The 23,229-nt window shown below is 59.3% G+C and carries 19 protein-coding genes; 14 read left to right on the top strand and 5 right to left on the bottom strand.

Features of this window, described 5'->3' with window-relative positions:
* Positions 1 to 79: 79 nt before the first annotated feature.
* Positions 80 to 754 carry an HAD family hydrolase gene (locus AC13RM_RS16110; RefSeq protein WP_113229708.1) on the bottom strand — a complete coding sequence of 225 codons (675 nt, stop codon included), beginning with the start codon at positions 752 to 754 and terminating at the stop codon, positions 80 to 82.
* Positions 755 to 949: 195 nt separating this feature from the next.
* Here AC13RM_RS16110 and rpiA point away from each other — a divergent pair, with 195 nt between their 5' ends.
* From rpiA to AC13RM_RS16135, 5 genes are all read left to right on the top strand, one after another.
* Complete coding sequence (gene rpiA / locus AC13RM_RS16115; RefSeq protein ID WP_488555278.1) at positions 950 to 1,651, top strand: ribose-5-phosphate isomerase RpiA; 702 nt, start codon at positions 950 to 952, stop codon at positions 1,649 to 1,651.
* A gap of 13 nt (positions 1,652 to 1,664) precedes the next feature.
* Complete coding sequence (locus AC13RM_RS16120) at positions 1,665 to 2,219, top strand: DUF2059 domain-containing protein (RefSeq protein WP_488555279.1); 555 nt, start codon at positions 1,665 to 1,667, stop codon at positions 2,217 to 2,219.
* 184 nt (positions 2,220 to 2,403) lie between these two features.
* The gene (gor, locus tag AC13RM_RS16125) at positions 2,404 to 3,789 is read left to right on the top strand and encodes a glutathione-disulfide reductase (protein WP_440479263.1); all 1,386 of its coding nucleotides are present in this window, start codon (positions 2,404 to 2,406) and stop codon (positions 3,787 to 3,789) included.
* 154 nt (positions 3,790 to 3,943) lie between these two features.
* A complete protein-coding gene (locus AC13RM_RS16130; RefSeq protein ID WP_069613067.1) occupies positions 3,944 to 5,317 on the top strand; it encodes a class II 3-deoxy-7-phosphoheptulonate synthase in 1,374 nt (457 codons plus the stop codon).
* 157 nt (positions 5,318 to 5,474) lie between these two features.
* Complete coding sequence (locus AC13RM_RS16135; protein WP_440479265.1) at positions 5,475 to 5,900, top strand: GFA family protein; 426 nt, start codon at positions 5,475 to 5,477, stop codon at positions 5,898 to 5,900.
* Positions 5,901 to 5,903: 3 nt separating this feature from the next.
* Here the strand turns inward: AC13RM_RS16135 and AC13RM_RS16140 are convergent, their stop codons facing one another.
* Positions 5,904 to 6,440 (bottom strand): DUF1003 domain-containing protein, encoded by a 537-nt coding sequence (locus tag AC13RM_RS16140; RefSeq protein WP_440479266.1) that lies wholly within the window; start codon positions 6,438 to 6,440, stop codon positions 5,904 to 5,906.
* Positions 6,441 to 6,596: 156 nt separating this feature from the next.
* Positions 6,597 to 8,528 carry an LTA synthase family protein gene (locus AC13RM_RS16145; RefSeq protein WP_374817207.1) on the bottom strand — a complete coding sequence of 644 codons (1,932 nt, stop codon included), beginning with the start codon at positions 8,526 to 8,528 and terminating at the stop codon, positions 6,597 to 6,599.
* 189 nt (positions 8,529 to 8,717) lie between these two features.
* Here AC13RM_RS16145 and AC13RM_RS16150 point away from each other — a divergent pair, with 189 nt between their 5' ends.
* The 3 genes from AC13RM_RS16150 to AC13RM_RS16160 all read left to right on the top strand — a co-directional run bounded on the left by AC13RM_RS16150 (position 8,718) and on the right by AC13RM_RS16160 (position 13,144).
* Positions 8,718 to 10,397 (top strand): NAD+ synthase, encoded by a 1,680-nt coding sequence (locus AC13RM_RS16150; protein ID WP_285173983.1) that lies wholly within the window; start codon positions 8,718 to 8,720, stop codon positions 10,395 to 10,397.
* 30 nt (positions 10,398 to 10,427) lie between these two features.
* Positions 10,428 to 11,252 carry a TolB family protein gene (locus AC13RM_RS16155; RefSeq protein ID WP_374817205.1) on the top strand — a complete coding sequence of 275 codons (825 nt, stop codon included), beginning with the start codon at positions 10,428 to 10,430 and terminating at the stop codon, positions 11,250 to 11,252.
* A 164-nt stretch (positions 11,253 to 11,416) separates the two neighbouring features.
* Positions 11,417 to 13,144, top strand: a complete 1,728-nt coding sequence (locus tag AC13RM_RS16160; RefSeq protein WP_374817203.1) for an ankyrin repeat domain-containing protein — start codon at positions 11,417 to 11,419, stop codon at positions 13,142 to 13,144.
* 51 nt (positions 13,145 to 13,195) lie between these two features.
* On the opposite strand, the gene AC13RM_RS16165 is transcribed toward AC13RM_RS16160, so the two are convergent.
* Both AC13RM_RS16165 and AC13RM_RS16170 read right to left on the bottom strand, forming a co-directional pair.
* Positions 13,196 to 13,945, bottom strand: coding sequence for a hypothetical protein (locus AC13RM_RS16165; RefSeq protein WP_374817201.1), 750 nt, complete (start codon positions 13,943 to 13,945; stop codon positions 13,196 to 13,198).
* Between the two features lie 195 nt (positions 13,946 to 14,140).
* Positions 14,141 to 16,417, bottom strand: a complete 2,277-nt coding sequence (locus AC13RM_RS16170) for an NADP-dependent malic enzyme (protein WP_113229904.1) — start codon at positions 16,415 to 16,417, stop codon at positions 14,141 to 14,143.
* 397 nt (positions 16,418 to 16,814) lie between these two features.
* On the opposite strand from AC13RM_RS16170, the gene AC13RM_RS16175 reads away from it, so the two are divergent.
* From AC13RM_RS16175 to AC13RM_RS16200, 6 genes are all read left to right on the top strand, one after another.
* Positions 16,815 to 17,621 carry a UDP-2,3-diacylglucosamine diphosphatase gene (locus tag AC13RM_RS16175; protein WP_113229717.1) on the top strand — a complete coding sequence of 269 codons (807 nt, stop codon included), beginning with the start codon at positions 16,815 to 16,817 and terminating at the stop codon, positions 17,619 to 17,621.
* Between the two features lie 168 nt (positions 17,622 to 17,789).
* Positions 17,790 to 19,007 carry an MFS transporter gene (locus AC13RM_RS16180; protein ID WP_374817199.1) on the top strand — a complete coding sequence of 406 codons (1,218 nt, stop codon included), beginning with the start codon at positions 17,790 to 17,792 and terminating at the stop codon, positions 19,005 to 19,007.
* A 102-nt stretch (positions 19,008 to 19,109) separates the two neighbouring features.
* The gene (locus AC13RM_RS16185) at positions 19,110 to 20,318 is read left to right on the top strand and encodes an ABC transporter permease (RefSeq protein ID WP_285173976.1); all 1,209 of its coding nucleotides are present in this window, start codon (positions 19,110 to 19,112) and stop codon (positions 20,316 to 20,318) included.
* 12 nt (positions 20,319 to 20,330) lie between these two features.
* Positions 20,331 to 21,194: an ABC transporter ATP-binding protein gene (locus tag AC13RM_RS16190; protein WP_374817197.1), complete on the top strand. Its 864-nt coding sequence runs from the start codon at positions 20,331 to 20,333 to the stop codon at positions 21,192 to 21,194.
* Positions 21,195 to 21,203: 9 nt separating this feature from the next.
* Positions 21,204 to 22,574, top strand: a complete 1,371-nt coding sequence (locus AC13RM_RS16195) for an MlaD family protein (RefSeq protein ID WP_095435055.1) — start codon at positions 21,204 to 21,206, stop codon at positions 22,572 to 22,574.
* 38 nt (positions 22,575 to 22,612) lie between these two features.
* Positions 22,613 to 23,227, top strand: a complete 615-nt coding sequence (locus tag AC13RM_RS16200) for an ABC-type transport auxiliary lipoprotein family protein (RefSeq protein ID WP_488555280.1) — start codon at positions 22,613 to 22,615, stop codon at positions 23,225 to 23,227.
* Positions 23,228 to 23,229 lie beyond the last annotated feature (2 nt).

The following is a 23,229-nucleotide window of genomic DNA, read 5'->3' on the forward strand; positions in this document are numbered from 1 at the left end:
TAAGTTGTGGCGGAAGCGCGTGAATCACGCAAGGCCCGTTACAACCGCGCCGTTCGAACCAACAGGGATTTTAGTATTTTCAGGCCGCCAGCAATCCCTCGACCAGCTCCGGCGTCAGCTCATCATAGTGATAGATGATGCGGTTCGGGCCTAGCGTTTCGATGCCGACATCGGAGTAGCCGAAGGGGACCGCGATGGAGGGCACGCCAGCATTGCGGGCGACGAGGATGTCGTTGATGCTGTCGCCGATCATGATCGTCCGGGCGATGTCGCCGCCGGCGCGTTCGACTGTGCCGATCAGATGCTCGGCATTCGGCTTGCGGACGGTGAAGGTGTCGCCGCCGGTAATGGCCTCGAAGTAATGGGTCAGCTTCAGTCGTTCGAGCAGGGTACGTGCCAGCGATTCCATCTTGTTGGTGCAGACGGCGAGCTTATAGCCCTGGCTCCTCAGCGTATCGAGGGCTGCGAGCAGACCCGGGTAAGGCTGCGTGACGCCGGGCATGGTTTCGGAATAGTGAGTGATGAAGCGCTGCAGGAGGGCAGGCAATTCTTCCGATGTCAGCATATAGCCATGCAGCTTGCAGGCCCGCTCGATCATGACCTGCGCGCCGTTGCCGACGAGATGCGTCACGTCGTCGTAGCTGACCGGCGGAAGCTTGAGTGCGTCGATCGTATGATTCAGGCTGACGATCAGGTCCGCATGCGTGTCGAGCAGCGTGCCGTCGAGATCGAATACGACAAGGGGAGATTTCACGAGGAATCGGCCTTTGCAGAGAAAAGAGTGCGTCTTCCGGAGTTAAAAGATCGCGCGGGCAATTGCAACTGAAGTGCCGGAAAGCCTAGGCGGGAAGGCGCCGGGGATTTCTATATCATGCCGTTATTTTGGCTTTCGTTTGGCTGGAGAGCCGTGTAAACAGCAGACCAACGTAACAATGGGAGCAGGTGGCGCATGGACGCCCGCCAGATGAAAATCGAGGCTGCGAGAGCTGCGCTCGCCTATGTCGAAAGCGGCATGCGGCTCGGGATCGGCACCGGCAGCACGGCGGAGGAGTTCGTTCGTCTGCTGGCTGAAAAGGTCGCAGCCGGCCTCTCGATCCAGGGCGTTCCCACATCTGAAAGAACGGCCAAGCTCTGCGACGAACTCGGTGTACCGTTGAAGTCGCTCGACGAGCTTCCGGAACTCGATCTCACCATCGATGGCGCCGATGAGCTTGATGGTGCGCTGACGCTGATCAAGGGTGGTGGCGGTGCGCTGCTGCGAGAGAAGATCGTTGCGGCTTCCTCAGCCCGCATGATCGTCATCGCGGATCAAAGCAAGGTCGTCGAGACGCTCGGCGCATATCCACTGCCGATCGAAGTCAATCCCTTCGGTCTCGTTTCCACCCGCATCCTCATCGAGAAGGCCGCATCGCGTACTGGGCTCTCGGGCGCGCTCAACATGCGCCGCTCCGGTGACAGCCTCTTTGTGACCGATGGGGGGCACTACATCGTCGATGCATCTTTCGGCCGCATTCCTGATGCAGAGGCGCTGTCGAGCGAGCTCTATTCGATTCCCGGCGTTGTCGAACACGGGCTCTTTATCCATATGGCGACACAAGCGATCATTGCCGGCCCTGCCGGTGCGCGCACGTTGCAGGCGAACAATACATAGGAGCACTCATCTCATGATCAAATTTGCGGGTCTTGGCCGTCTTGCCGCTGCAACCATCCTTCTTTCCGGCATTGCTTTCGGTTCCGTCAACGCTCAGGAAGTTTCCGAGGATCAGATCAAGGCTGCGCGCGCCGCGATCAACGCTCTCGGCATCACCAACCAGTTCGACAATATCTTGCCTAATCTCGCCGAGCAGCTGAAGAGCACGATGATCCAGGCAAACCCGAATTTCGGCGATGCCATCAACTCGACCGTCGATGCGACCGCGCTCGCGCTCGCACCGCGTCGTGCCGATCTGGAGCGTGAAGCTGCCATCACCTATGCCAAGGCCTTCTCGGCCGACGAACTGAAGGCGATCGCCGATTTCTACGGTTCGCCGGCAGGCAAAAAGCTTCTCAAGGATGGTCCGCTCGCCACCCGCGAGCTTTACAAGGCGGCCGACATCTGGAGCCAGGGCATTTCGCGCGATCTCGCAAAGCAGAGCAACGATGCCCTGCAGAAGGTCGTCAAGCAGCCGGTCGTTACGCCGGATGCCGGTGCGGCCGCTCAGCCGGCGCCGAAGCAGTAGTCAATGGCTAGCTGCCGCAGCGGTTTTGAAAGCTAGGTTTGTTGTTTTCGGTATCTGCGGCAAGCAGTTACAAATTCGAAGCCCGGATCGATTCCGGGCTTTTCTTTTTGGGTCTCGGCTCCCTATATGAGTGCCGACCCCCAATGGCGCTTCGCGCGCAACTTGATGTCTACAGGAGCGATCCATGCCTTCGTTTGATTTCGACCTCTTCGTGATTGGCGGCGGCTCCGGCGGTGTGCGCAGCGCGCGCGTGGCCGCATCGCTCGGTAAGAAGGTCGGCATCGCCGAGGAGTATCGCTATGGCGGCACCTGCGTCATTCGCGGCTGCGTGCCGAAGAAGCTCTTCGTCTATGCCTCGCAGTATAGCGAGCACTTCGAGGACGCGGCCGGCTTCGGCTGGACGGTCGGCGAGAGCAGCTTCGACTGGAATAAGCTGATTGAGGCGAAGGACAAGGAAATCGCCCGGCTGGAAGGCCTCTACCGCAAAGGGCTCGACAATGCCAAGGCGGAGATATTCGATACACGCGCGGAGCTGTTGGATGCCCACACGATCAAGCTGCTGAAGACCGGCCAGACCGTGACCGCTGAGACCATCGTCATCGCAACTGGCGGCCGGCCGAACCTGCATGCGGCGCTGCCCGGCCACGAGCTCTGCATCTCCTCGAACGAAGCGTTCCACTTGAAGGAACTGCCGAAGTCGATCCTGATCGCCGGCGGCGGCTACATTGCCGTCGAGTTCGCCAACATCTTCCACGGGCTCGGAGTCGAGACGACGCTGATCTATCGCGGTGCCGAGATCCTGTCACGCTTTGATCACGACCTGCGCAAAGGCCTGCATGAGGCCATGGAGGAGAAGGGCATCCGCATTCTCTGCCACGACATCATCGAGCACGTCGAGAAGGCAGAGGGCAGGCTCAGCGTTCGGACGAAGAACGACAAGTCCCTGACGGTCGATACCGTCATGCTGGCGCTTGGCCGTACGCCGAATACCGAAAATCTCGGGCTGGAAGCGGCCGGCGTCGCGATCAACGAGCAGGGCGCTATCATCGTCGACGAATATTCGCGCACTTCCGTTCCGAATATCTTCGCTCTCGGCGACGTCACCGATCGGGTACAGCTGACGCCCGTGGCGATCCACGAGGCGATGTGCTTCATCGAGACCGTCTACAAGGACAATCCGACCCGGCCGGATCATGAACTCATCCCGACGGCCGTCTTCTCGCAGCCGGAGATCGGTACCGTCGGCCTGACCGAGGAGGACGCTGCCAAGCGCTATCCGGAGCTCGAGATCTATCGCGCCCAGTTCCGGCCGATGAAGGCGACGCTTTCGGGCCGAGCCGAGAAGATGATCATGAAACTGATCGTCAATGCCGCGGACCGCAAGGTCATCGGCGCCCATATTCTCGGCCACGATGCTGGCGAGATGGCACAGCTTCTCGGCATCACGCTGAAGGCCGGCTGCACGAAGGACGAGTTCGACCGCACCATGGCGGTGCATCCGACGGCGGCGGAAGAATTGGTGACGATGTATTCGCCGAGCTATCGCATCCGCAACGGCGAGCGCGTGTAACGCGCCTGTTTTGGCGCGGAGATCGACTGCACCATAAAAGATTCGCACAGTAGTTTGCCCGCCTTTGCAAGTGGGCGGCAAAGGTTTATAAGCGCGCGTTATTTACGATGACGGGACGCCCGACCAAGATCGGGCGCACAAGCAGGTGAGTGAGATGGCACAGAATTGGACACCGAGCAGTTGGCGGCAGAAACCGATCCAGCAGGTGCCGGATTTTCCGGACAAGGCAGCGCTGGCAGAGACCGAAGCCCAGCTTGCAAGCTATCCTCCGCTCGTTTTTGCCGGTGAAGCCCGTCGCCTGAAGGCGCATCTCGCCAATGTCGCCGAAGGCAATGGCTTCCTGCTTCAGGGCGGCGATTGCGCCGAAAGCTTCGCCGAACATGGTGCCGATACGATCCGCGACTTCTTCCGCGCCTTCCTGCAGATGGCTGTCGTCCTGACCTTCGGCGCGCAGTTGCCGGTCGTCAAGGTCGGCCGCATTGCCGGTCAGTTCGCCAAGCCGCGCTCGTCGAACATCGAAACGCAGAACGGCATCTCGCTACCGAGCTATCGCGGCGACATCATCAACGGCATCGATTTCACCGAAGAGGCACGCATTCCCAATCCGGAGCGTCAGATGATGGCTTACCGCCAGTCTGCCGCGACGCTGAACCTGCTGCGCGCCTTCGCGATGGGCGGCTATGCCAACCTTGAAAACGTGCAGAAGTGGATGCTCGGCTTCGTCAAGGACAGCCCGCAGGGCGAGCGCTACCGCAAGCTTGCCGATCGCATCGGCGAGACCATGGATTTCATGCGCGCGATCGGCATCACCGCCGAGAGCAATGCGAGCCTGCGCGAAACCGATTTCTTCACCAGCCACGAAGCGCTGCTGCTTGGCTATGAAGAAGCCTTTACCCGCGTCGATTCCACGACCGGCGATTGGTACGCGACCTCGGGCCACATGCTGTGGATCGGCGACCGCACGCGCCAGGCCGACCACGCCCATGTCGAATATTTCCGTGGCATCAAGAACCCGATCGGCCTGAAGTGCGGTCCTTCGCTGCAGGCGGACGATCTGCTTAATCTGATCGATATTCTGAACCCGCAGAACGAAGCCGGCCGCCTGACGCTGATCTGCCGTTTCGGTCACGACAAGGTTGCCGACAATCTGCCGCGCCTCATCCGCGCTGTCGAGAAGGAAGGTCGCAAGGTCGTCTGGTCCTGCGACCCGATGCATGGCAACACGATCACGCTCAACAACTACAAGACGCGTCCGTTCGAGCGCATCCTGTCGGAAGTCGAGAGCTTCTTCCAGATCCATCGCGCCGAAGGCACGCATCCGGGCGGCATCCACATCGAGATGACCGGCAAGGACGTGACCGAATGCACGGGCGGTGCTCGCGCAGTCGGTGCCGAGGACCTGCAGGATCGCTATCACACCCATTGCGATCCCCGTCTCAATGCCGACCAGGCGCTGGAACTTGCCTTCCTGCTCGCCGAGCGGATGAAGGGTGGCCGAGACGAGAAGCGGATGCGCGCACACGGCTGAGGAAAGCCGCATCCATGACTTATCGAACGGGCCGGTCTAACGCCGGCCCGTTGCTTTTTGGCTGGACCGATCAATCCAGCTGAAAGACGCTTCATTTCTTTGAAATTGACCCGAATGCCGTTCTCGGGAAGTTTGCCTCAAAACAAAGGGAGCGATGATGAGTGACGAACACACGGGAGCCTGCCTTTGCGGCAGCGTACGTTTCACGACACGCGGCAAGCTGCGTGAGGTCGTCGCCTGCCATTGTTCGCAGTGCCGCAAGCAGACCGGTCTCTATTACGCCGCAACCAACGTCGCGCGCGAAAATCTCGTCATCAAGGGGGAAGAGGCGATCACCTGGTATCGTGCCAGCACATTCGCGCGTCGCGGTTTCTGCAAGATCTGCGGCTCGGCTCTGTTCTGGGTCGCCGATAGCGCCGCTGAAATATCGATCATGGCCGGTCTGTTCGACCAGCCCAGCGGCCTCAAGATAGCTTATCATATCTATTGCGCCGACAAGGGCGACTATTATGAGGTCAGCGATGGACTGCCGCAATATCGGCAGGGGCGACCGGGATTGCTGACGGCCGGCCCCTCCGATTGACCCTCAGATGTTGCCTTTTTCGGTAACGAGCTTGCTGAGCTTGGCGAGCTCTTCCCGCACCACCGCAAGCTCGGTCAACACCTGCATATCGATCTTCTGGTGCAGCGATAGCACTTCCAGCTCGGATTTGAGATTGACCTCGTAATCCTTGGCCGCCTCGAAGCGATCCCGTTCCGCCTGCCGGTTCTGGGACATCATGATGATCGGCGCCTGGATCGCGGCGAGCATGGAGAGGACGAGGTTCAGGAAGATGAAGGGGTAGGGGTCGAAGGCGTTGGTGGTGAGGAGGATGGTGTTGATGATGCACCAGAAGACCAGAAACAACAGGAAGGCGATGATGAAGGACCAGGAGCCGCCGACGCGGGCTATGCCGTCGGCCAGACGCTCTCCCCTGGATGATTCCGCCGAGATGGCTGCATTGATATCGGTGGAGATGACCTTTCGCTCGTGCGCCTTTTTTAGAACGCGCTTTTCGATGTCGCCGAGCTGATCGGCTGTCTTGTCAAAATGCAGATGAACGAAGTTGGGAAGATTATGCATTGGGGGGGCTCCGAGGTCCTGGTGGCATTGAATGCAACTATTCGACCAAAGCGCAAAAATGCAACGAGGAAAGGGTTTCAAACTCGATTGAGCATGAAGCTGCGACGCGTACTGTTATCGCAAAAAACCACTGCACTCACTCATGTTTATAATGGGCTAGCTCTCCTCTTGGCCCATTAGCTCCGCATGCGACGGGAAGAAGCGCTCCAATCCATATTGGTGGCCGAACATCATGTCGTGCTGCAGATAGCGATAGTCGCGCACGGTCGGGTCCAGCTCCTGCTCCTTGCGCGCCCAATCGGGGAAGGTCTGGTTGTCGCGGGTTGCCAGCTGATAGCGGTCGACGATGTTGTATTTCTTCTGCACGCGGCCGAGAAAGCCCGTGTAGAAAGGATGTTCGTAGCCGGCGGTTTTAAGCAAGTGATACGGTAGTTGTGAGGGGCTGATGGTACCGATGTCCTTGCGAACGCCCTTCTTGCTCGACCAGACGACGAGCGGCGTTTCGTGCTCCTTCTTCATGACGTCGAGCGGCGCCTTGCGGGTCGCCACCTGCTGCGGCATGTAGCCGGTGTTCGGATAGACGCTGCCGAGCGGCGGCAGATGATCGCCCCAGAGGACGATGATGGTTTCGCGGTCGCGCTTTTCGGCCCAATCCATCAGCATCCTCAGGCTGTCATCGGCCTCTCGAACGCCTTGTGAATAGGTAGCGAGCGCCGCACGGTCATCGTCTTTCAAATTGCCGGCGATATCGACGGTATTCTCAGCATAGCGGTCGGCTTCGTAAGGCCCATGTCCCTGAAGAGTGACGGCAAAGAAGAAGAAGGGGCGCTCGGCGGCGTCTCCTTCGCGCATGATTTCCTTCATCAGAGAATCGTCGGCGGCGAACATGCCGCGCTTGTCCATTGGCGGCAGGGTTTCCTGGGTATGAAACTCCTCGAAGCCGAAGGCCTTGTAGACCTCGTTGCGGTTCCAGAACCAGCCGCTGAAGGGATGAAGGGCGCGCGCCATATAGCCTTCGCTGCGAAAGAAGGTGGCAAGCGACGGCAGCGGGCGGCGCACATATTGCTGATAGGGAATGCTGCCATAGGGAAGGAAGGCATTGGAAAAGCCCGTCAGTGCCTCGAACTCGACATTGGCGGTCATGCCGCCGAATTCCGGCGAGAAGACATATCCGGATTGTCTGGCGCGGATCGTCGGCATCGGATCGGGCGTAAAGGCGATGTTGGAAAGCCGCGTCGGATCCCAAAGGGATTCGCTCATCAGCATGATCACGTCTGGCTTTTGGCGTGGACCGGAGAGATAGCCGTAGTTTCTTGCGGGCATGGCGTCGATGGCGGCGGGGTCGTATCCAGCCGGTGACTTGACGTCCGCCATGGGCAGGTTCAGTGCGAAGGCGACGATGAAGCCGTTGTGGTTATAGTTTTCCGTCTGGTCCCAGACGATTGGGATGATGCCCAGCTTCTCGCGAAGAAGGGAATATTGAGTAGGGTCCATCTGCGAGGCGAAAAGCGCCGTCAGCGGCAGGCAGACCGAAAGCCGGCCGAAGCGCTCGTTTCGCGACAGCGAGATCGTGTGGCTCCGGAGATGGCGCCAGAGCAGGATCATGGCTGCCGTGCCGGCGATGATGCCGAATGCGAGTGCCATAGCCGTCCAGGGGCGATCGCGTACCATGACGGGCATCAATTCCATGATCTGCCGTCCAAACAGGAAGTCCGAAGGGTAGAGCGGATCGGAGAGAAAATTCTGCTTCTGGCTGGAAATGAACGCTGGGACGAGTAACAGCGGCGCTATGATCAAAGCGGACAGGTGCGCACGGCCGATCAGAGCATCCAGCGTCAGCATGGCTAAGATAACGATGCCGACGGTGGTGAGGCCGGGGCGGGACGGGGAAAGGAGATAGGTCCAAGCTGAGGCGAATTCGCCGCGCGCGACCCATTCAACCGTCATGACGATGGACAGGGAGAAAAGCAGGGTCAGCGTGAGGCTCAGAAGCAGGCGCAGAGCAGAGGACTTCTGTCTTGCTGTGCCGATCTTCTGGAAAAGGGCAAGCTTGCCCGCCAAGGCGGACTCGATGACCAATGCAACCAATGATTTCTCCAAAAGCTACAAAATATTCATATAAGTGTCATGCTTCTGTCATGAATGCGGCATGAACCGCAAGGCTAGCTTAGTATTTTTCCGGGCAAAAATACCGCCTATGCGGGTGGTGAAATCTTTGATGCGTGTGCAGGAAGGAAGGCGGTTGCGGAAGGAAGATGGCATCGCTAAATGTATGGCATGACAGAGCAAAGCCAGATTACCAACACCATTCGCATCGCCGTCGCGCAGCTCAATCCGACGGTCGGCGATGTCTCCGGCAATCTCGCCAAGGCGCGTGACGCCCGCGCCGAAGCCGCGCGCGAAGGCGCGCAGCTCGTATTACTGACGGAATTGTTCATTTCCGGCTATCCGCCGGAAGATCTCGTGCTGAAGCCGGCCTTCATTCGCGCCTGCTGGAAAGCGGTCGAGGCTCTGGCCGCGGATACGGCCGATGGCGGCCCCGGCGTCATTATCGGCTTTCCCCGACAGGACGAAACTGGGCGCTATAATTCGATTGCCGTGCTCGATGGCGGGAAGGTGATCGCGGTCCGTGACAAGGTAGACCTGCCGAACTACGGCGAGTTCGACGAGAAGCGCGTCTTCGATCAGGGCGCCATGCCTGGTCCGGTCAATTTCCGCGGCGTTAGGCTGGGTATTCCGATCTGCGAGGACATCTGGGGCGAACTCGGCGTTTGCGAAACGCTGGCCGAAAGCGGTGCTGAAATCCTTCTCTCGCCGAATGGCTCGCCGTACTATCGCGGCAAGGTCGACGTGCGCCATCAGGTCGTGCTGAAGCAGGTTATCGAGACCGGCTTGCCGATGATCTATGCTGCTCAGCTCGGCGGCCAGGACGAACTGGTTTTCGACGGAGCCAGCTTCGGCTTCAATGCCGACAAGACCCTGGCCTTCCAGATGAGCCAGTTCGAAACCGCGCTTGCAGTAACGACCTGGAAGAAGAACGGTGGTGGCTGGCACTGCGCCGAAGGTCCGAGGGCCCATATTCCGGAAGGCGAGGAGGCGGATTATCGCGCTTGCCTGCTGGGATTCCGCGATTATGTCAACAAGAACGGCTTCAAGTCGGTCGTGCTTGGTCTATCCGGCGGCATCGACTCGGCGATCTGCGCTGCGATTGCCGTCGATGCGCTGGGCGAAGAGCGTGTGCGCACCGTCATGCTGCCTTATCGCTATACCTCGCAGGATTCGTTGAAGGATGCGGCCGATTGCGCCAAAGCGCTTGGCTGCCGTTATGACATCGTACCGATCGAAGATCCCGTCACCGGCTTCACCTCGGCCTTGTCCGATCTCTTTGAGGGCACGGAAAGCGGCATCACCGAGGAAAACCTGCAGAGCCGCGCCCGCGGCACCATTTTGATGGCGATCTCCAACAAGTTCGGCTCGATGGTGGTGACGACGGGCAACAAGTCGGAGATGTCTGTCGGCTACGCCACGCTTTATGGCGATATGAACGGCGGCTTCAACCCGATCAAGGATCTTTACAAGATGCAGGTTTATGCGCTGTCGCGCTGGCGAAATCTGCATGTACCCCCCGGTGCGCTCGGGCCCTCCGGCGAGGTCATTCCCCACAACATCATCGACAAGGCGCCTTCGGCGGAACTGAGGCCGAACCAGACGGACCAGGATTCGCTGCCGCCCTATCCAGTGCTCGACGATATCCTCGAATGCCTGGTTGAGAAGGAAATGTCGGTTGAGGAAATCGTAGCGCGCGGCCATGATGTCGCGACCGTGCATCGCATTGAGCATCTGCTTTATCTCGCGGAGTACAAGCGCCGCCAGTCCGCACCGGGCGTGAAGATTACCAAGAAGAATTTCGGTCGCGACCGTCGCTATCCAATCACCAACCGGTTCCGCGATCGCTGATCGCGGTATCAGCGGCAAGGGAGAGGAAGAATGCGCAGCTCGGTCGAGATCTATAATATCCGCACGGGTGCAAACCGGATCGTCTGGCAAACGGACCAGCTGATCGAGGCGCCGAACTATTCGCCTGACGGCCGCTATCTTCTGCTGAATGGAGACGGGCTGCTCTATCGGCTACCACTGGATGGCAGCGGCATCGCCCAGGTCGATACCGGCTTTGCGACCCAGTGCAACAACGATCACGGCATTTCCCCGGATGGATCGCTGATCGCCATTTCCGACAAGACCCAGTACGGCAAATCCTGCATCTATGTTCTGCCGGCAGAGGGCGGTACGCCAAGGCAGGTGACCACCAATCTGCCCTCCTACTGGCATGGCTGGTCGCCGGACGGGAAGCGCTTCTCCTATTGCGGCATCCGCAGCGACGTTTTCGATATCTATACGATCTCGATCGATGGCGGCGAAGAGACCCGACTGACGCATGGCGAGGGCCGCAATGACGGGCCGGATTTCTCCGCCGACGGGCAATGGATCTATTTCAATTCGAGCCGCACCGGCCTCATGCAGATCTGGCGCATCCATCCCGACGGCACCGGCCTAGAGCAGGTGACCCATGACAACTACGGCAACTGGTTCGCCCATCCGTCGCCGAAAAACGACAAGGTCGTGCTGATCTCCTATGATCCCAATGTCTTCGATCACCCGCGCGATCTCAATGTGCGGATGCGGCTGATGGACATGGATGGCGGCAATATCACGACGCTGTTCGAGCTCTTCGGCGGGCAGGGATCGATCAATGTGCCGAACTGGTCACCGGACGGAGACGAGTTCGCCTATGTCCGCTATGAGCCGGCTTGAGCTCTGGACAGATCACAACCGACACGATAGATCTGGATGGGTTCTCAGGGCGCATCCGATCCGCGGGAAGGGCTAGGCCCACCTGATGCATATAAAGTGAGACTGCCACACCTCTTTTCAGTCTGTGGGCGCGGATACCGGACGTAAATGGAAGGAGGTCTATCGTGACCACGCGCTCTTTGGCTGTCGACGCCACTCTCGATTCCCTGAAAAAGCAGGCCAAGTCTTTCCTCAAGGCCGTCCAAGCCGGCGATGCTTCGGCGCATAGTCGCGTTGCGCCCTATTTTGCCGACGTCGCAGATGTGGGGCTGCAGGACATTCAGCTCGTTCTTGCCCGCGAATTCGGCTTTTCCAGCTGGACGAAACTCAAGGCATACCTGGAAAGCGACGATCGCAAGCATGTTCCACGGGATCAGCTCGCCAACCGTTTCCTGTCACTGGCGACGGTTTCTTACTTTGCCAATATTCCCGCCGATCCCGCGCGCTTCGATGAGGCGTTGCGACTGCTTGAAGACAATCCGGAGATTGCCGATGAAAGCATTCACGTCGCTGCTGCGCTTGGCGATGCCGACCGTGTAAGTCGCTGGCTTGATCGTCAGCCACAGCTTCTCGATCGCAAGGGCGGGCCGCATGATCTCACTCCGCTGATGTACGCGGCCTACGCTCGCGTGCCGGGTCGTTCCAGCCTGCCGGCAGCCCGCGAGTTGGTCCGGCGCGGGGCTGACGTCAACGCCTTCTTCCTCGATGCCGGCCAATATCGATTCACCGTCTTGACCGGTGTTTTCGGCGAGGGCGAGGCGGGGAAGGAGCGGCAGCCTCAGCATTCGGAATGCGTGACATTCGCGCGGCTGCTGCTCGATGCCGGCGCCGAGGCGAATGACAGTCAGGCGCTCTACAACCGCATGTTCGAACCGGACGATACATGCCTGAAATTGCTGATCGAATATGGCTTGTCCGCTAGGGATAAGAACAATTGGCTCGTGCGCGAGGACGGCAGGTTCGTCGAGAACACGCAAACCGTTTTCGACTATCAGCTTGCCTGGGCGCTGGAACATCGCATGGGCGAGCGGGTGCGCCTGCTGGTGGAAAATGGTGCTGATGTCATCAAACCGGTCAATGGTAGAACGCCTTTCGAATGGGCGCGGCTCAGCGGCGATAATGACTTGGCGCAATATGTTGTGCGCAAGGGCGGAGTAGCGGTTCGCCTGAAGCCGGAGGACGAGTTCTATATCGCGATTATGAACAAGGAAATTTTGCTCGAGGAGCTGCTTGCCATGCAACCGCTCGGCGTCATGTTGGCAGCGATGCGTAAAGCTCATCCGGCCATGCTGCATGATGCGGCTGGTGAAAATGATCTTGAAGCCGTGCGCCGGATGCTGGCTTTGGGCCTCGATGTCAACGCCATGACGAGCCGTACACCGCTGCATGAGGCGGCGCTGCATGGCCATATGGAGATGGCGAAACTGCTGATCGAGCGTGGAGCCGATACCACTATTCGCGATCCCAATTTTTATGCGCCGCCAATCGGTTGGGCCGAATATAATGGCAAGGATGAGATGGTCGAGTTTCTGAAAGCCTATCCGCTCGATATTTTCGCGGCGGCCGCTTTCGGCACAATCGATCAGCTAGCTGCCATTCTCGATAAGCATCCCGAGCGGGTGAATATCCGCTTTGGTGGGTTCCGCCCGCCTGGGCAGTCCACCGATCGCGATTGGATGACGCCGCTCGGGTTTGCCATTGTCAATCGGTGCGGTGAGGCGGTGCGCTTTCTGCTGGTGAAGGGTGCGGATCGCTCGCTCAGGGATGCCTCCGGACGATCTTACCGCGATCTTGCGCAGGAGACGGGTGACGAAGCCATTGCTTCCTTGCTGCGTCAGCCGGCAACGATCTGAAAATAGGGAGACAGGGCGGTCAGACGGAGATGAGAAGCGTCTGGCCGTGTATTATTGCGTCGGTTGCGGCCCGGCTTCTTTCGGGTGCTTGAGGTCGATGCTGCCCTGGTCGGTCGCGAGGAATTGCGGGCCGACCTGGCGCACCTTATGGGCCGAAGGATCATAGGGGCGATCCGGCGGAAATTGCTGCGGCTGCGCCTGTGTTATCTTGGGAACCGTCGCGGGCGCCTGCTTTTGTTCGAGGCTGGAATTCTTTTGGAGCCTTGGCGTCTCGATGACGGTGATGGAGCTTTCAGGCTTTGCTAGGGACTGCTCCTGCGGTGCATAGGCATCCATCTTCGTGTGGGTATCGATCACGATATCCGGGGTTGCCGAAGCCGGCAGGCTGCAGCCGTTGCGCTGCATCGTATCCAGCAACTGCCGGCGCTGCATGGCAACGGCATCGACGCGGCCGACGCTTTGCTCGCGCTGATCCATCAGCAGGGAGAGATCCTGCCGCATCTGATCGATCGATTGCCTGATGTCATCGCAGACGCCCTGATTGTCCTGGCCGCCAAATACGCCATCGTCGCCTTCGGCGCAGCCCTGGTTGCGCAGGTCGCTCATCGTCCGGCGGATCATCAGGTTCTGCTGCACGATGGCGCGCGAGAGCTGGCGTGTTTCCTGGCTGGCGCCGATCACTTCGTTGATGTCGACATAGCGGCCGCGCAGCTCGTCGCAGAGATCGGCCTGTGCGAGGGCCGGCGTGGCCGCCAGCAGGGAAAAGAGGGCAATGGAAGCTTGTTTTATGCCGCGGTTCACGGTTCTGCTCTCGAAAGCGGTTTTAAGTCGCTAAAGATTACACGCCGCAGCTTAACAACGTATCCATGAAAAAGCACGGATTTCGAGAGGATTTTCGTGAAATTGCAGCTTGCAGCCGCCGATAGCCAGGAGAGGGGCGGCACCGCGATTGCATGAAACGCGGTACCGTGCTGACGGCGGCAGCGAGGCGCAGTATCAGGCGATCTGTGAGGCCTCGACGACGGCGAGCGCCGCCATGTTGACCACGCCGCGGGAAGTGACCGACGGCGAGAGAATATGGGCCGGAAGCGCGGTCCCAAGCAGGATGGGACCGACATGCAGACCATCGGTCATGGTCTTGACCACGCCCAGTGTGATATTGGCTGCATCGAGATTGGGGAAGACCAGTAGATTGGCTTCGCCGGAAAGCGCGCTGTCTGGCATTACGTGGCGGCGCAGGCTCTCGGAAATGGCGCTGTCGCCATGCATTTCTCCATCGACCTCCAGATCCGGCGCTGCCTCGCGAATGAGAGCCAGCGCTTCGCGCATCTTCGTGGCGCTTTCCGACTCCCGGGAGCCGAAGTTGGAATGCGAAACGAGGGCGGCGCGCGGCTCGATGCCGAAGCGCTTGATTTCCTCGGCAGCCAGCCAGGTGGATTCCGCGATTTCCTCGGCGGACGGGTTAAACGTCACATAGGTATCGGTGTAGAAGGTCGCGCCGCGCTGCGAGATGAGCAGGCTCAGTGCGGAGAAATCGCGAACGTCGGGCCGCTTGCCGATGACCTGGCGAACGATGCGCAAATGACGCTCATACCGGCCTTCAAGGCCGCAGATGAGCGCATCGGCTTCGCCGCGCTTCAGGGCAAGTGCGCCGATGACGGTCGTGTTGGTGCGAACGATGGTGCGCGCTGCTTCGGGAATAACGCCTGCGCGGCCGACCAGCGAGAAATAGAGCTCGACATATTCGCGGAAGCGGGGATCGTCTTCCGGATTGATGACGGCAAAATCCGTATGCGGGCGGATCTTCAGGCCGTAGCGCTTCAGGCGCGTCTCGATGACGGACGGACGGCCAATCAGGATCGGAATGGCCGTGCCTTCCTCGAGCAGGACCTGGGCGGCGCGCAGCACGCGCTCGTCTTCGCCTTCGGAAAAGACGACGCGCTTGCGCTCGGCAATCTTCGCGGCCGCAAAGATCGGCTTCATGACGAAGCCGGAGCGGAAGACGAAGCGGTTGAGCTCGTCCATATAGGCGTCGAAATCCTTGATCGGACGCAGGGCGACGCCGCTGTCCGCTGCTGCCTTTGCCACGGCCGGCGCGATGCGCAGGATCAGGCGAGGATCGAAGGGCGAGGGGATCAGGTAGTTGGGTCCGAAGACCGGCGTTTCACCGGTATAGGCCCGCGCCGCGACGTCGGAAGGCTCTTCGCGGGCAAGTGCTGCGATGGCGCGCACGGCGGCCATCTTCATCTCTTCGTTGATCGTCTTGGCGCCGCAATCGAGCGCGCCCCGGAAAATATAGGGGAAGCAGAGGACATTGTTGACCTGGTTCGGGAAGTCCGAGCGGCCGGTGCAGATCATCGCGTCGGGGCGGGCGGCGCGGGCGAGATCCGGCATGATTTCCGGCGTCGGATTGGCGAGCGCCATGATCAGCGGCTTTTCGGCCATCTGCGCCAGCAGCTCAGGCTTCAGCACGCCGGCAGCGGAGAGGCCGAGGAAGACGTCGGCGCCGGGAATGGATTCGGCAAGCACACGCTTGTCGCTGTCCTGGGCGTAGACGGATTTCCACTCGTCCATCAGGACATTGCGGTCCTTGTAGACCAAGCCTTCGATATCATGGACCCAGATGTTTTCGCGTTTGGCGCCGAGAATGACGAGCAGGTTGAGGCAGGCGAGCGCCGCCGCGCCCGCGCCGGAGGCGACGATCTTGACCTCTTCGATCTTCTTGCCGGCCAGTTCCAGTCCGTTGAGGATGGCGGCGGCGACGATGATGGCGGTGCCGTGCTGATCGTCGTGAAAGACCGGAATTTCCATCTTCTCGCGCAGGCGGCGCTCGACGTCGAAGCATTCCGGCGCCTTGATGTCTTCGAGATTGATGCCGCCGAAGGTCGGCTCGAGCGCCGAAACCGTGTTGACCATCTCATCGACCGTCGGCGCTGCGATTTCGATGTCGAAGACGTCGATGCCGGCGAATTTCTTGAAGAGGACGGCCTTGCCTTCCATGACGGGCTTCGAGGCGAGCGGACCGATATTGCCGAGGCCGAGTACCGCCGAACCGTTCGAAATCACGGCAACGAGATTGGCGCGGGACGTATAGTCGGCTGCCGTTTCCGGGTTGTCACGGATGGCGATGCAGGGGGCGGCGACGCCGGGCGAATAGGCAAGCGCCAGATCGCGCTGATTGCCCAGCGGCTTGGTCGCCTGAATTTCCAGCTTGCCGGGGCGTGGATAACGATGGAAATAAAGCGCCTGTTCGTCGAAGTTTCCGCTCGCCATGTTCTTGGCTGCTTTCGAAGTGTCGTTCGTATCCAACTTGCGTCTCCATTCCTGCCTGCGCTTTGAGTCTTCTGCATACATCAATCGCTTCGCCTTCACAGTATGGAATTGAGGTCGCAAAGCGTTTTTGTCGTGGCGAAACTGAATTGCCTTTTTTGCGTGAATCAAGCGGCGCACGTCCTTTGGATCGAACGCTGCGCTCCGGGCTGGCCATGTTTCGCCTTGGTATCGCCAGCTTTACAAGCGATCGTCCTGACCTTGCCGTCGCTGCGAGACGCGGTTGAACCTCGCCGCCGAGCCGCCAAGCACAGGGTTTGTCATCTTCCTGAAACACGAGTCTGGTTTTGGAATAGCCAAGGTAGGATAGGGCACGGACATAAAGTTCGTGAATGAAAACATGGACCCCCGGCATTTCCGAACGTTATTCATTTCTGACGTGCACCTCGGCTCGAAGGCCGCCAAGGCGGACTACCTGCTCGATTTTCTCCGTTACCACGACGCCGAAACGATCTTTCTGGTCGGCGATATCGTGGATGGCTGGAGGCTGAAGCGGAACTGGTACTGGCCGCAGGATTGCAACGACGTGGTCCAGAAGCTCCTGCGTAAGGCGCGCAAGGGTACGCGCATCGTTTATATCCCCGGCAATCACGACGAATTCCTGCGTGACTTCCCCGGAATGCACTTCGGCGGTATCGAGGTGGCACAGCGCGCCATGCACGAAACGGCCGATGGCAAGAAATATCTCGTGCTGCATGGCGATGAATTCGACGTCGTCGTCCGCAATGCCCGCCTGCTCGCCTATCTCGGCGACTGGGCCTATGACATGGCCATCCTGATCAATATCGGCCTTGCTGCGGTGCGCCGCCGCCTGAACATGCCCTATTGGTCCTTCTCGGCCTGGGCGAAGCTGCAGGTCAAGCACGCCGTCAATTTCATCGGCGAATTTCAGCGTGTCGTCGCCGAAGAGGCCAAGCGTAACGATGCCGATGGCGTCATCTGCGGGCACATCCACCATGCGGTCATTGAGGATCTCGACGGCGTGCGCTACATCAATACCGGCGACTGGGTGGAAAGCTGCACGGCAATCGCCGAGCATGAGGACGGCACGTTCGAGCTGATCACCTGGCGGACTATTCTCGAGACGCAGCCGGTGGATTCTCCGGTCGGAGAATTGCCGCGGCCGATCGGTGCCCAGGCGGCGTAATTCCTGCGCATCTTCACGTGGCTGATAATGGCTTGTCATAATTATTGATCGCCGCGGGACCGCCCTGGCTTCGGATTTTTCCGAAACGTTACGGTTTTGGCCATTTCTCGCCATAGTCGTATTCTCGATAGCATGATAGGGACGAATAAGTTCCCCTTCAGGTCTGTCATGATTCCCGCGATCAAGTCCTTCCAGGGCGAGGGTGCGCCTCCATATTTCCGCCTGCGCACCGCTTTGTCCTATTGCGCTCCGTTGTTCGTCAACGGAATTGCCCTGCCGTTTTTTCCCGTCTGGTTGGCGGGGCTGAATTTCAACGATCATGAGATCGGCCTGGTGCTCGCCATTCCCATGGTGGTGCGCGTCCTCGTGACGCCCATCATCGCGGTGCTCGCCGATCATATGAGCGAGCGAGCCGATGTATTGTTGTGGTCGGGTGCCTTGTCACTGCTGACGGCAATCGCGCTCTACTGGACGAGCGACTTCTGGCCGGTGCTTCTAGTCTACGGCATTCAGGGCGCCACCTACGCGCCTTATGTGCCCGTGGTTGAGTCGATTGCCATGTCGGGCGTGCGCCGCTGGGGCTTCGATTATGGTTCCATGCGGGTCTGGGGATCGATCACCTTTATCCTGTCGACCCTTCTCGGTGGCCAGCTGATCGGCGTGTGGGGCGGTGCGACAGTATTGCCCGTGATGGTGGCGGGGTTCATTCTGACGACGCTGATGGGCTTTTTCGCACCGCGTATCGGGCCGACGCGCCGGCGCAATCAACCGATCAATCTGCAATCACCGACCGGAAATCTGCGCTCGCCGCAATTGCTTATCACCATGATCGGCGTGTCGATACAGCAATCGAGCCATGCGATGCTCTATACCTTTGCGTCGATCTACTGGCATAAGCTCGGTTTTTCTGGCGCACAAATTGCTGTCCTATGGAGCATCGGCGTTGCGGCCGAGGTTATGGTTTTCTTTCTGTCGAAGAGGCTCGGTCGGCGGTTCAGCGCCTGGACGTTGATCTTTTTCGGCGCGACTATGTGTATCCTGCGCTGGATCCTGTTTCCGATCAATTTCGGCTTCCTCGGCTATTTCATCCTGCAATGTTTTCATTCCTGCACCTATGCCTGCGTCCATACAGGCGTTCAGCGTCGTATCGTGGCGTCCGTCCATGAGGCGCAGGAATCATCGGCCCAGGGCGCCTATTATTTCTACAACGGCATGTTCCTGGGGTTGATGACGCTTGCATCCGGCTATCTCTACGCCTGGCTTGACCTGGCGAGTTACTACGTCATGGCCGGCATCGCCGCCTTCGGCCTTGCCATGGTCGTTTTCGCCTATGGGATGCAGGCGAGAAAGTCGGCAATCGGCGGAGGCGCTCACGGCGTATCCTGACGCGGTGCAACAAATTCATTTGGATATCAAAAAGCCGTGACATATGTTGGCGCCGGCGCGAGATGGAAATTCCATGCATAGTCGGTGTATTAAGCACTGACCATGCGGGCTCACCGAGTCGGCGTATGTTGTGCCAGATTTGAAAGACGCAAGAGTTTGAAAGCAGCCGAGCAGAGGTCCGATGCACCGAAGATCGATGATGCGCCCGAGGGCGCAGGCCATCGCTATCGGCTGGAGGGCAATTGGCGCAGCGCCAATGTGCACGGCGTGCTGCGCCAGATCGAGCAGCTGTCCAAGCGCAGTTCCGGCGGCGAAGTCGTGATCGATCTTTCCGGTCTTTCCGACGTCGATACGGCGGGCGCGCTGCTGATCCGCCGGCTGAAGGAAAGCCAGGAAGCGCATAAGGCCCATGTCACGATCGAGGGCTCCAATCCGCATATCGATGAATTGCTGACCGCCTTCGACGCGCATCCGGATGATGAGGCGGCCGCTGCAAAACCGAGGACATCATTGGCGGAGCGCATATTGGCGCCCATCGGCAAAACCGTCTACGAGATCTGGGGCAATCTCGTCGCAGCCATGTATATTCTGGGTTCCGCAGTGCGCGGCGCACAGCTCAAATTCGGCCGCGGCAGTGGTGTTTCGCCGGCGTCGATCATCAATCAGATCGACCACATGGCGGTGCGCGCCGTTCCGATCATCCTGCTGATGTCGTCGCTGATCGGCGCGATCATCGCTCAGCAGGGTGCTTTCCAGCTGCGCTATTTCGGCGCGGAAATCTTCGTGGTCGATCTCGTCGGCATCCTGCAATTGCGCGAAATCGGCGTGCTTCTGACCGCGATCATGATCGCCGGCCGTTCCGGCAGCGCGATTACGGCCGAAATCGGCTCCATGAAGATGCGCGAGGAGGTGGATGCGCTGAAGGTCATGGGTCTCAATCCCATCGGTGTCCTGATTTTCCCCCGGCTGGTGGCGTTGACGGTCGCTCTACCGCTGCTGACCGTTATTGCCAATTTCGCCGCGCTTTTCGGTGCTGCCGTGGTGTCCTGGGCATATTCCGGCATCACCTTTGCGACCTTCATCTCGCGACTGCACGAGGCCGTCAGCCTCTCGACGGTCATTTCGGGCATGATCAAGGCGCCGTTCATGGCGCTGGTTATCGGCATCGTCGCGGCGGTCGAAGGATTGAAGGTGGGAGGCAGTGCCGAGTCTCTCGGTCAGCATGTGACGTCATCGGTGGTGAAGTCGATCTTCGTCGTTATCCTCATGGACGGGCTCTTCGCCATGTTCTATGCGGCAATCGATTTCTGAGGGACGATAACGATGAGCGCGCTTCACTCGGAAATCCCGTTGGAAAAGGATGAGCAGGGCAGGGACATCGTGCTGTCGGCACGGGATGTCACCGTCGGCTTTGGATCGAAAATCGTCCTCGACAAACTGAACCTGAATATCTATCGCGGCGAGATCCTCGGTTTCGTCGGTGCTTCCGGCGCGGGTAAGTCCGTGCTGCTGCGCACTGTGCTGCGGCTGTTGCCGCGCCGCTCGGGCAAGATCGAGATCCTCGGCGAAGATTACGACAAGCTCGACGAAGAGGACCGCAACCGCCTGGACATGCGGCTCGGCGTCCTCTTCCAGCAAGGTGCGCTGTTTTCCTCACTGACGGTCAAGGAAAACATCCAGGTGCCGATGCGGGAATATCTGGACCTGCCCAAGGAGATGATGGACGAGCTGGCGCTGATGAAGATCCGCATGGTAGGTCTCGCCGCTGACGCCGCCGACAAATATCCTTCCGAACTTTCCGGCGGCATGATCAAGCGCGCGGCGCTTGCCAGAGCCCTGGCGCTCGACCCCGATCTCGTTTTCCTCGATGAGCCGACATCGGGTCTCGATCCGATCGGTGCGTCGGAATTCGACGAACTGATCGCCAAGCTGCGCGACACGCTCGGCCTGACCGTTTATATGGTGACTCACGACCTCGACAGCCTGTTTTCCGTCTGTGACCGTATTGCTGTCCTCGGACAGAAGCGGGTATTGGTGGAAGGTACGGTTGAGGACATGCTCGCCTGTGATGATCCCTGGGTGCAATCCTACTTCAGGGGCAAACGCGCACGTTCGATCGTGCCGCGCGAGGACATCAAGGGGCACAACGACGACAAAAGCGCAAGCGCCCACAGCCGCGAGAAGTGACTGGAGACAATGGAAACCAAAGCCAATTATACGATCGTTGGGTTCTTCACGCTGCTCGTCATCGCGGCTGCCTTCGGTTTCGTCTACTGGATGGCCGAGTATGGCCGCGGCGGCCCGATGGTCGAGCTTGTCGTGCGCATTCCCGGTTCGGCAAATGGTTTGAGCGTCGGCTCGCCGGTTCGCTTCAACGGTATTCAGGTCGGCTCTGTGCAGGGTCTGTCGATCGATGCCGATGATCCGAACTATTCGCTAGCCTTCACGCAGGTACGTGCCGATGCGCCGGTCTATACCTCGACCAAGGCCATTCTTGAGATCCAGGGTCTGACGGGAGCTGCCTATATCGAGCTTTCCGGCGGACGCAACGGCGACGAGAATATCTTGAAGCGTTCGATCGATACGGGTAAGCGGGCGGTGTTGCTTGCGGATCAATCGAGCGTGACCAATCTGTTGACGACGGCCGATAAGATCCTGAACCGGGCCAATGATACGATCGGCGATATTCAGGGCTTCGTCTCGGATTCGCGTGGGCCTTTGACGGATACCGTGCGCAATGCGCAGAAATTCTCGAAGGCCATTGCCGACAATTCCGACAATATCGACAAGTTCCTGGCAAGCGTCGGGCAGCTTTCCGATACCTTCAAGACAGTTTCGGTCCGCGTCGACTCGACGCTGGATGCGATCGAAAAGCTGGTGCGCGCGGTCGATGCGCAGAAGGTCAACGACGTCATCGCCAATGCTGACAAGATCACTGCCAATGTTGCCGACGCGACGACTGACCTGAAGGCAACGATTGCGAGCTTCAAGCAGACGGCCGACACCTATACGACGTTCGGTCAGAATGCGCAAAAGACGCTGGACCGCGTCGATGCGATCGTCGCGCAGATCGATCCGGCCAAGATCAAGGGATCGGTTGACGATATTGCCGACGTGACGAAACAGGCGCGCACGGCGGTCGCATCGATCCGCGACGTCGCCAATTCCGTGGCCGCGCATCAGCAGGATATCGATCAGACGATCGCCAATGCGCGCGACATCTCCACCAAGCTCAATGCGGCTTCCGGGAAGGTCGACGGCATCCTGACCAAGGTCAATTCCCTGCTCGGCGACGACAGCACCAAATCGCTGTTCGCAGAAGCCAAGGACACGCTCGAATCGTTCAAGAAGATGGCGGACAATCTCAATTCCCGCATTGGGCCGATCGCCGACAACTTGCAGAAATTTTCCAGCAGCGGCTTGCGCGATGCCCAGACCCTCATCAACGACATGCGGGGCACGGTTGACAACCTGAATAGTACAATCACTAATTTCGACCGCAATCCGCAGCGATTGATCTTCGGCGGGGATACGGTCAAAACTTATGACGGCCGCGCGCGGCATTGATGAATAGCGATATCTGGTCTCCAGGGGATAAGCGAAATATGGTCGGTTGCGTGTCGAGTGAGCGTCATCAGGTTTGGAAAGCTGTGATCGCGTTGCCGTTGCTCGCAGCTTTGCTGGGAGGCTGTGGGACCTCCTCCAACAACGATACCTACGATCTTTCCGCGTCGGCAAAGGCGAATGGACCTTCGGTCAAAAGCCGCCAGATTCTCATCCCGCCGCCGACCGCGCTGCAGGCGCTGGACAGCAATCAGATCGTCATTCGCGTCTCGCCCTCGGAAATTCAATATCTCGGCAAATCGCAATGGAGCGACAAGCTGAGCAAGATGGTGCAATCGAAACTGGTCCAAGCCTTCGAAAACACCGGCAAGCTCGGCGGTGTCGGCGTGCCAGGGCAGGGGCTTGCGATCGACTATCAGATCGTCACCGATATCCGCTCCTTCGAGATCAATGCGTCCGGCGGCCACAAGACGGCAATCGTCGAAATCTCGGAAAAGATCCTGAACGATCGCACCGGCACGGTGAAGGCCCAGAACGTGTTCCGGAAGGTGGTGCCGGTCAGCGGCGGCAGCAATCCCGATTTCGTGCGGGCGCTCGATGCCGCATTTGCCGGTGTGACAGGTGAACTGGTCGATTGGACGTTGCGCTCGCTGTAAGG

It is taken from the genome of Martinezella sp. CNPSo 3732 (assembly GCF_057784515.1).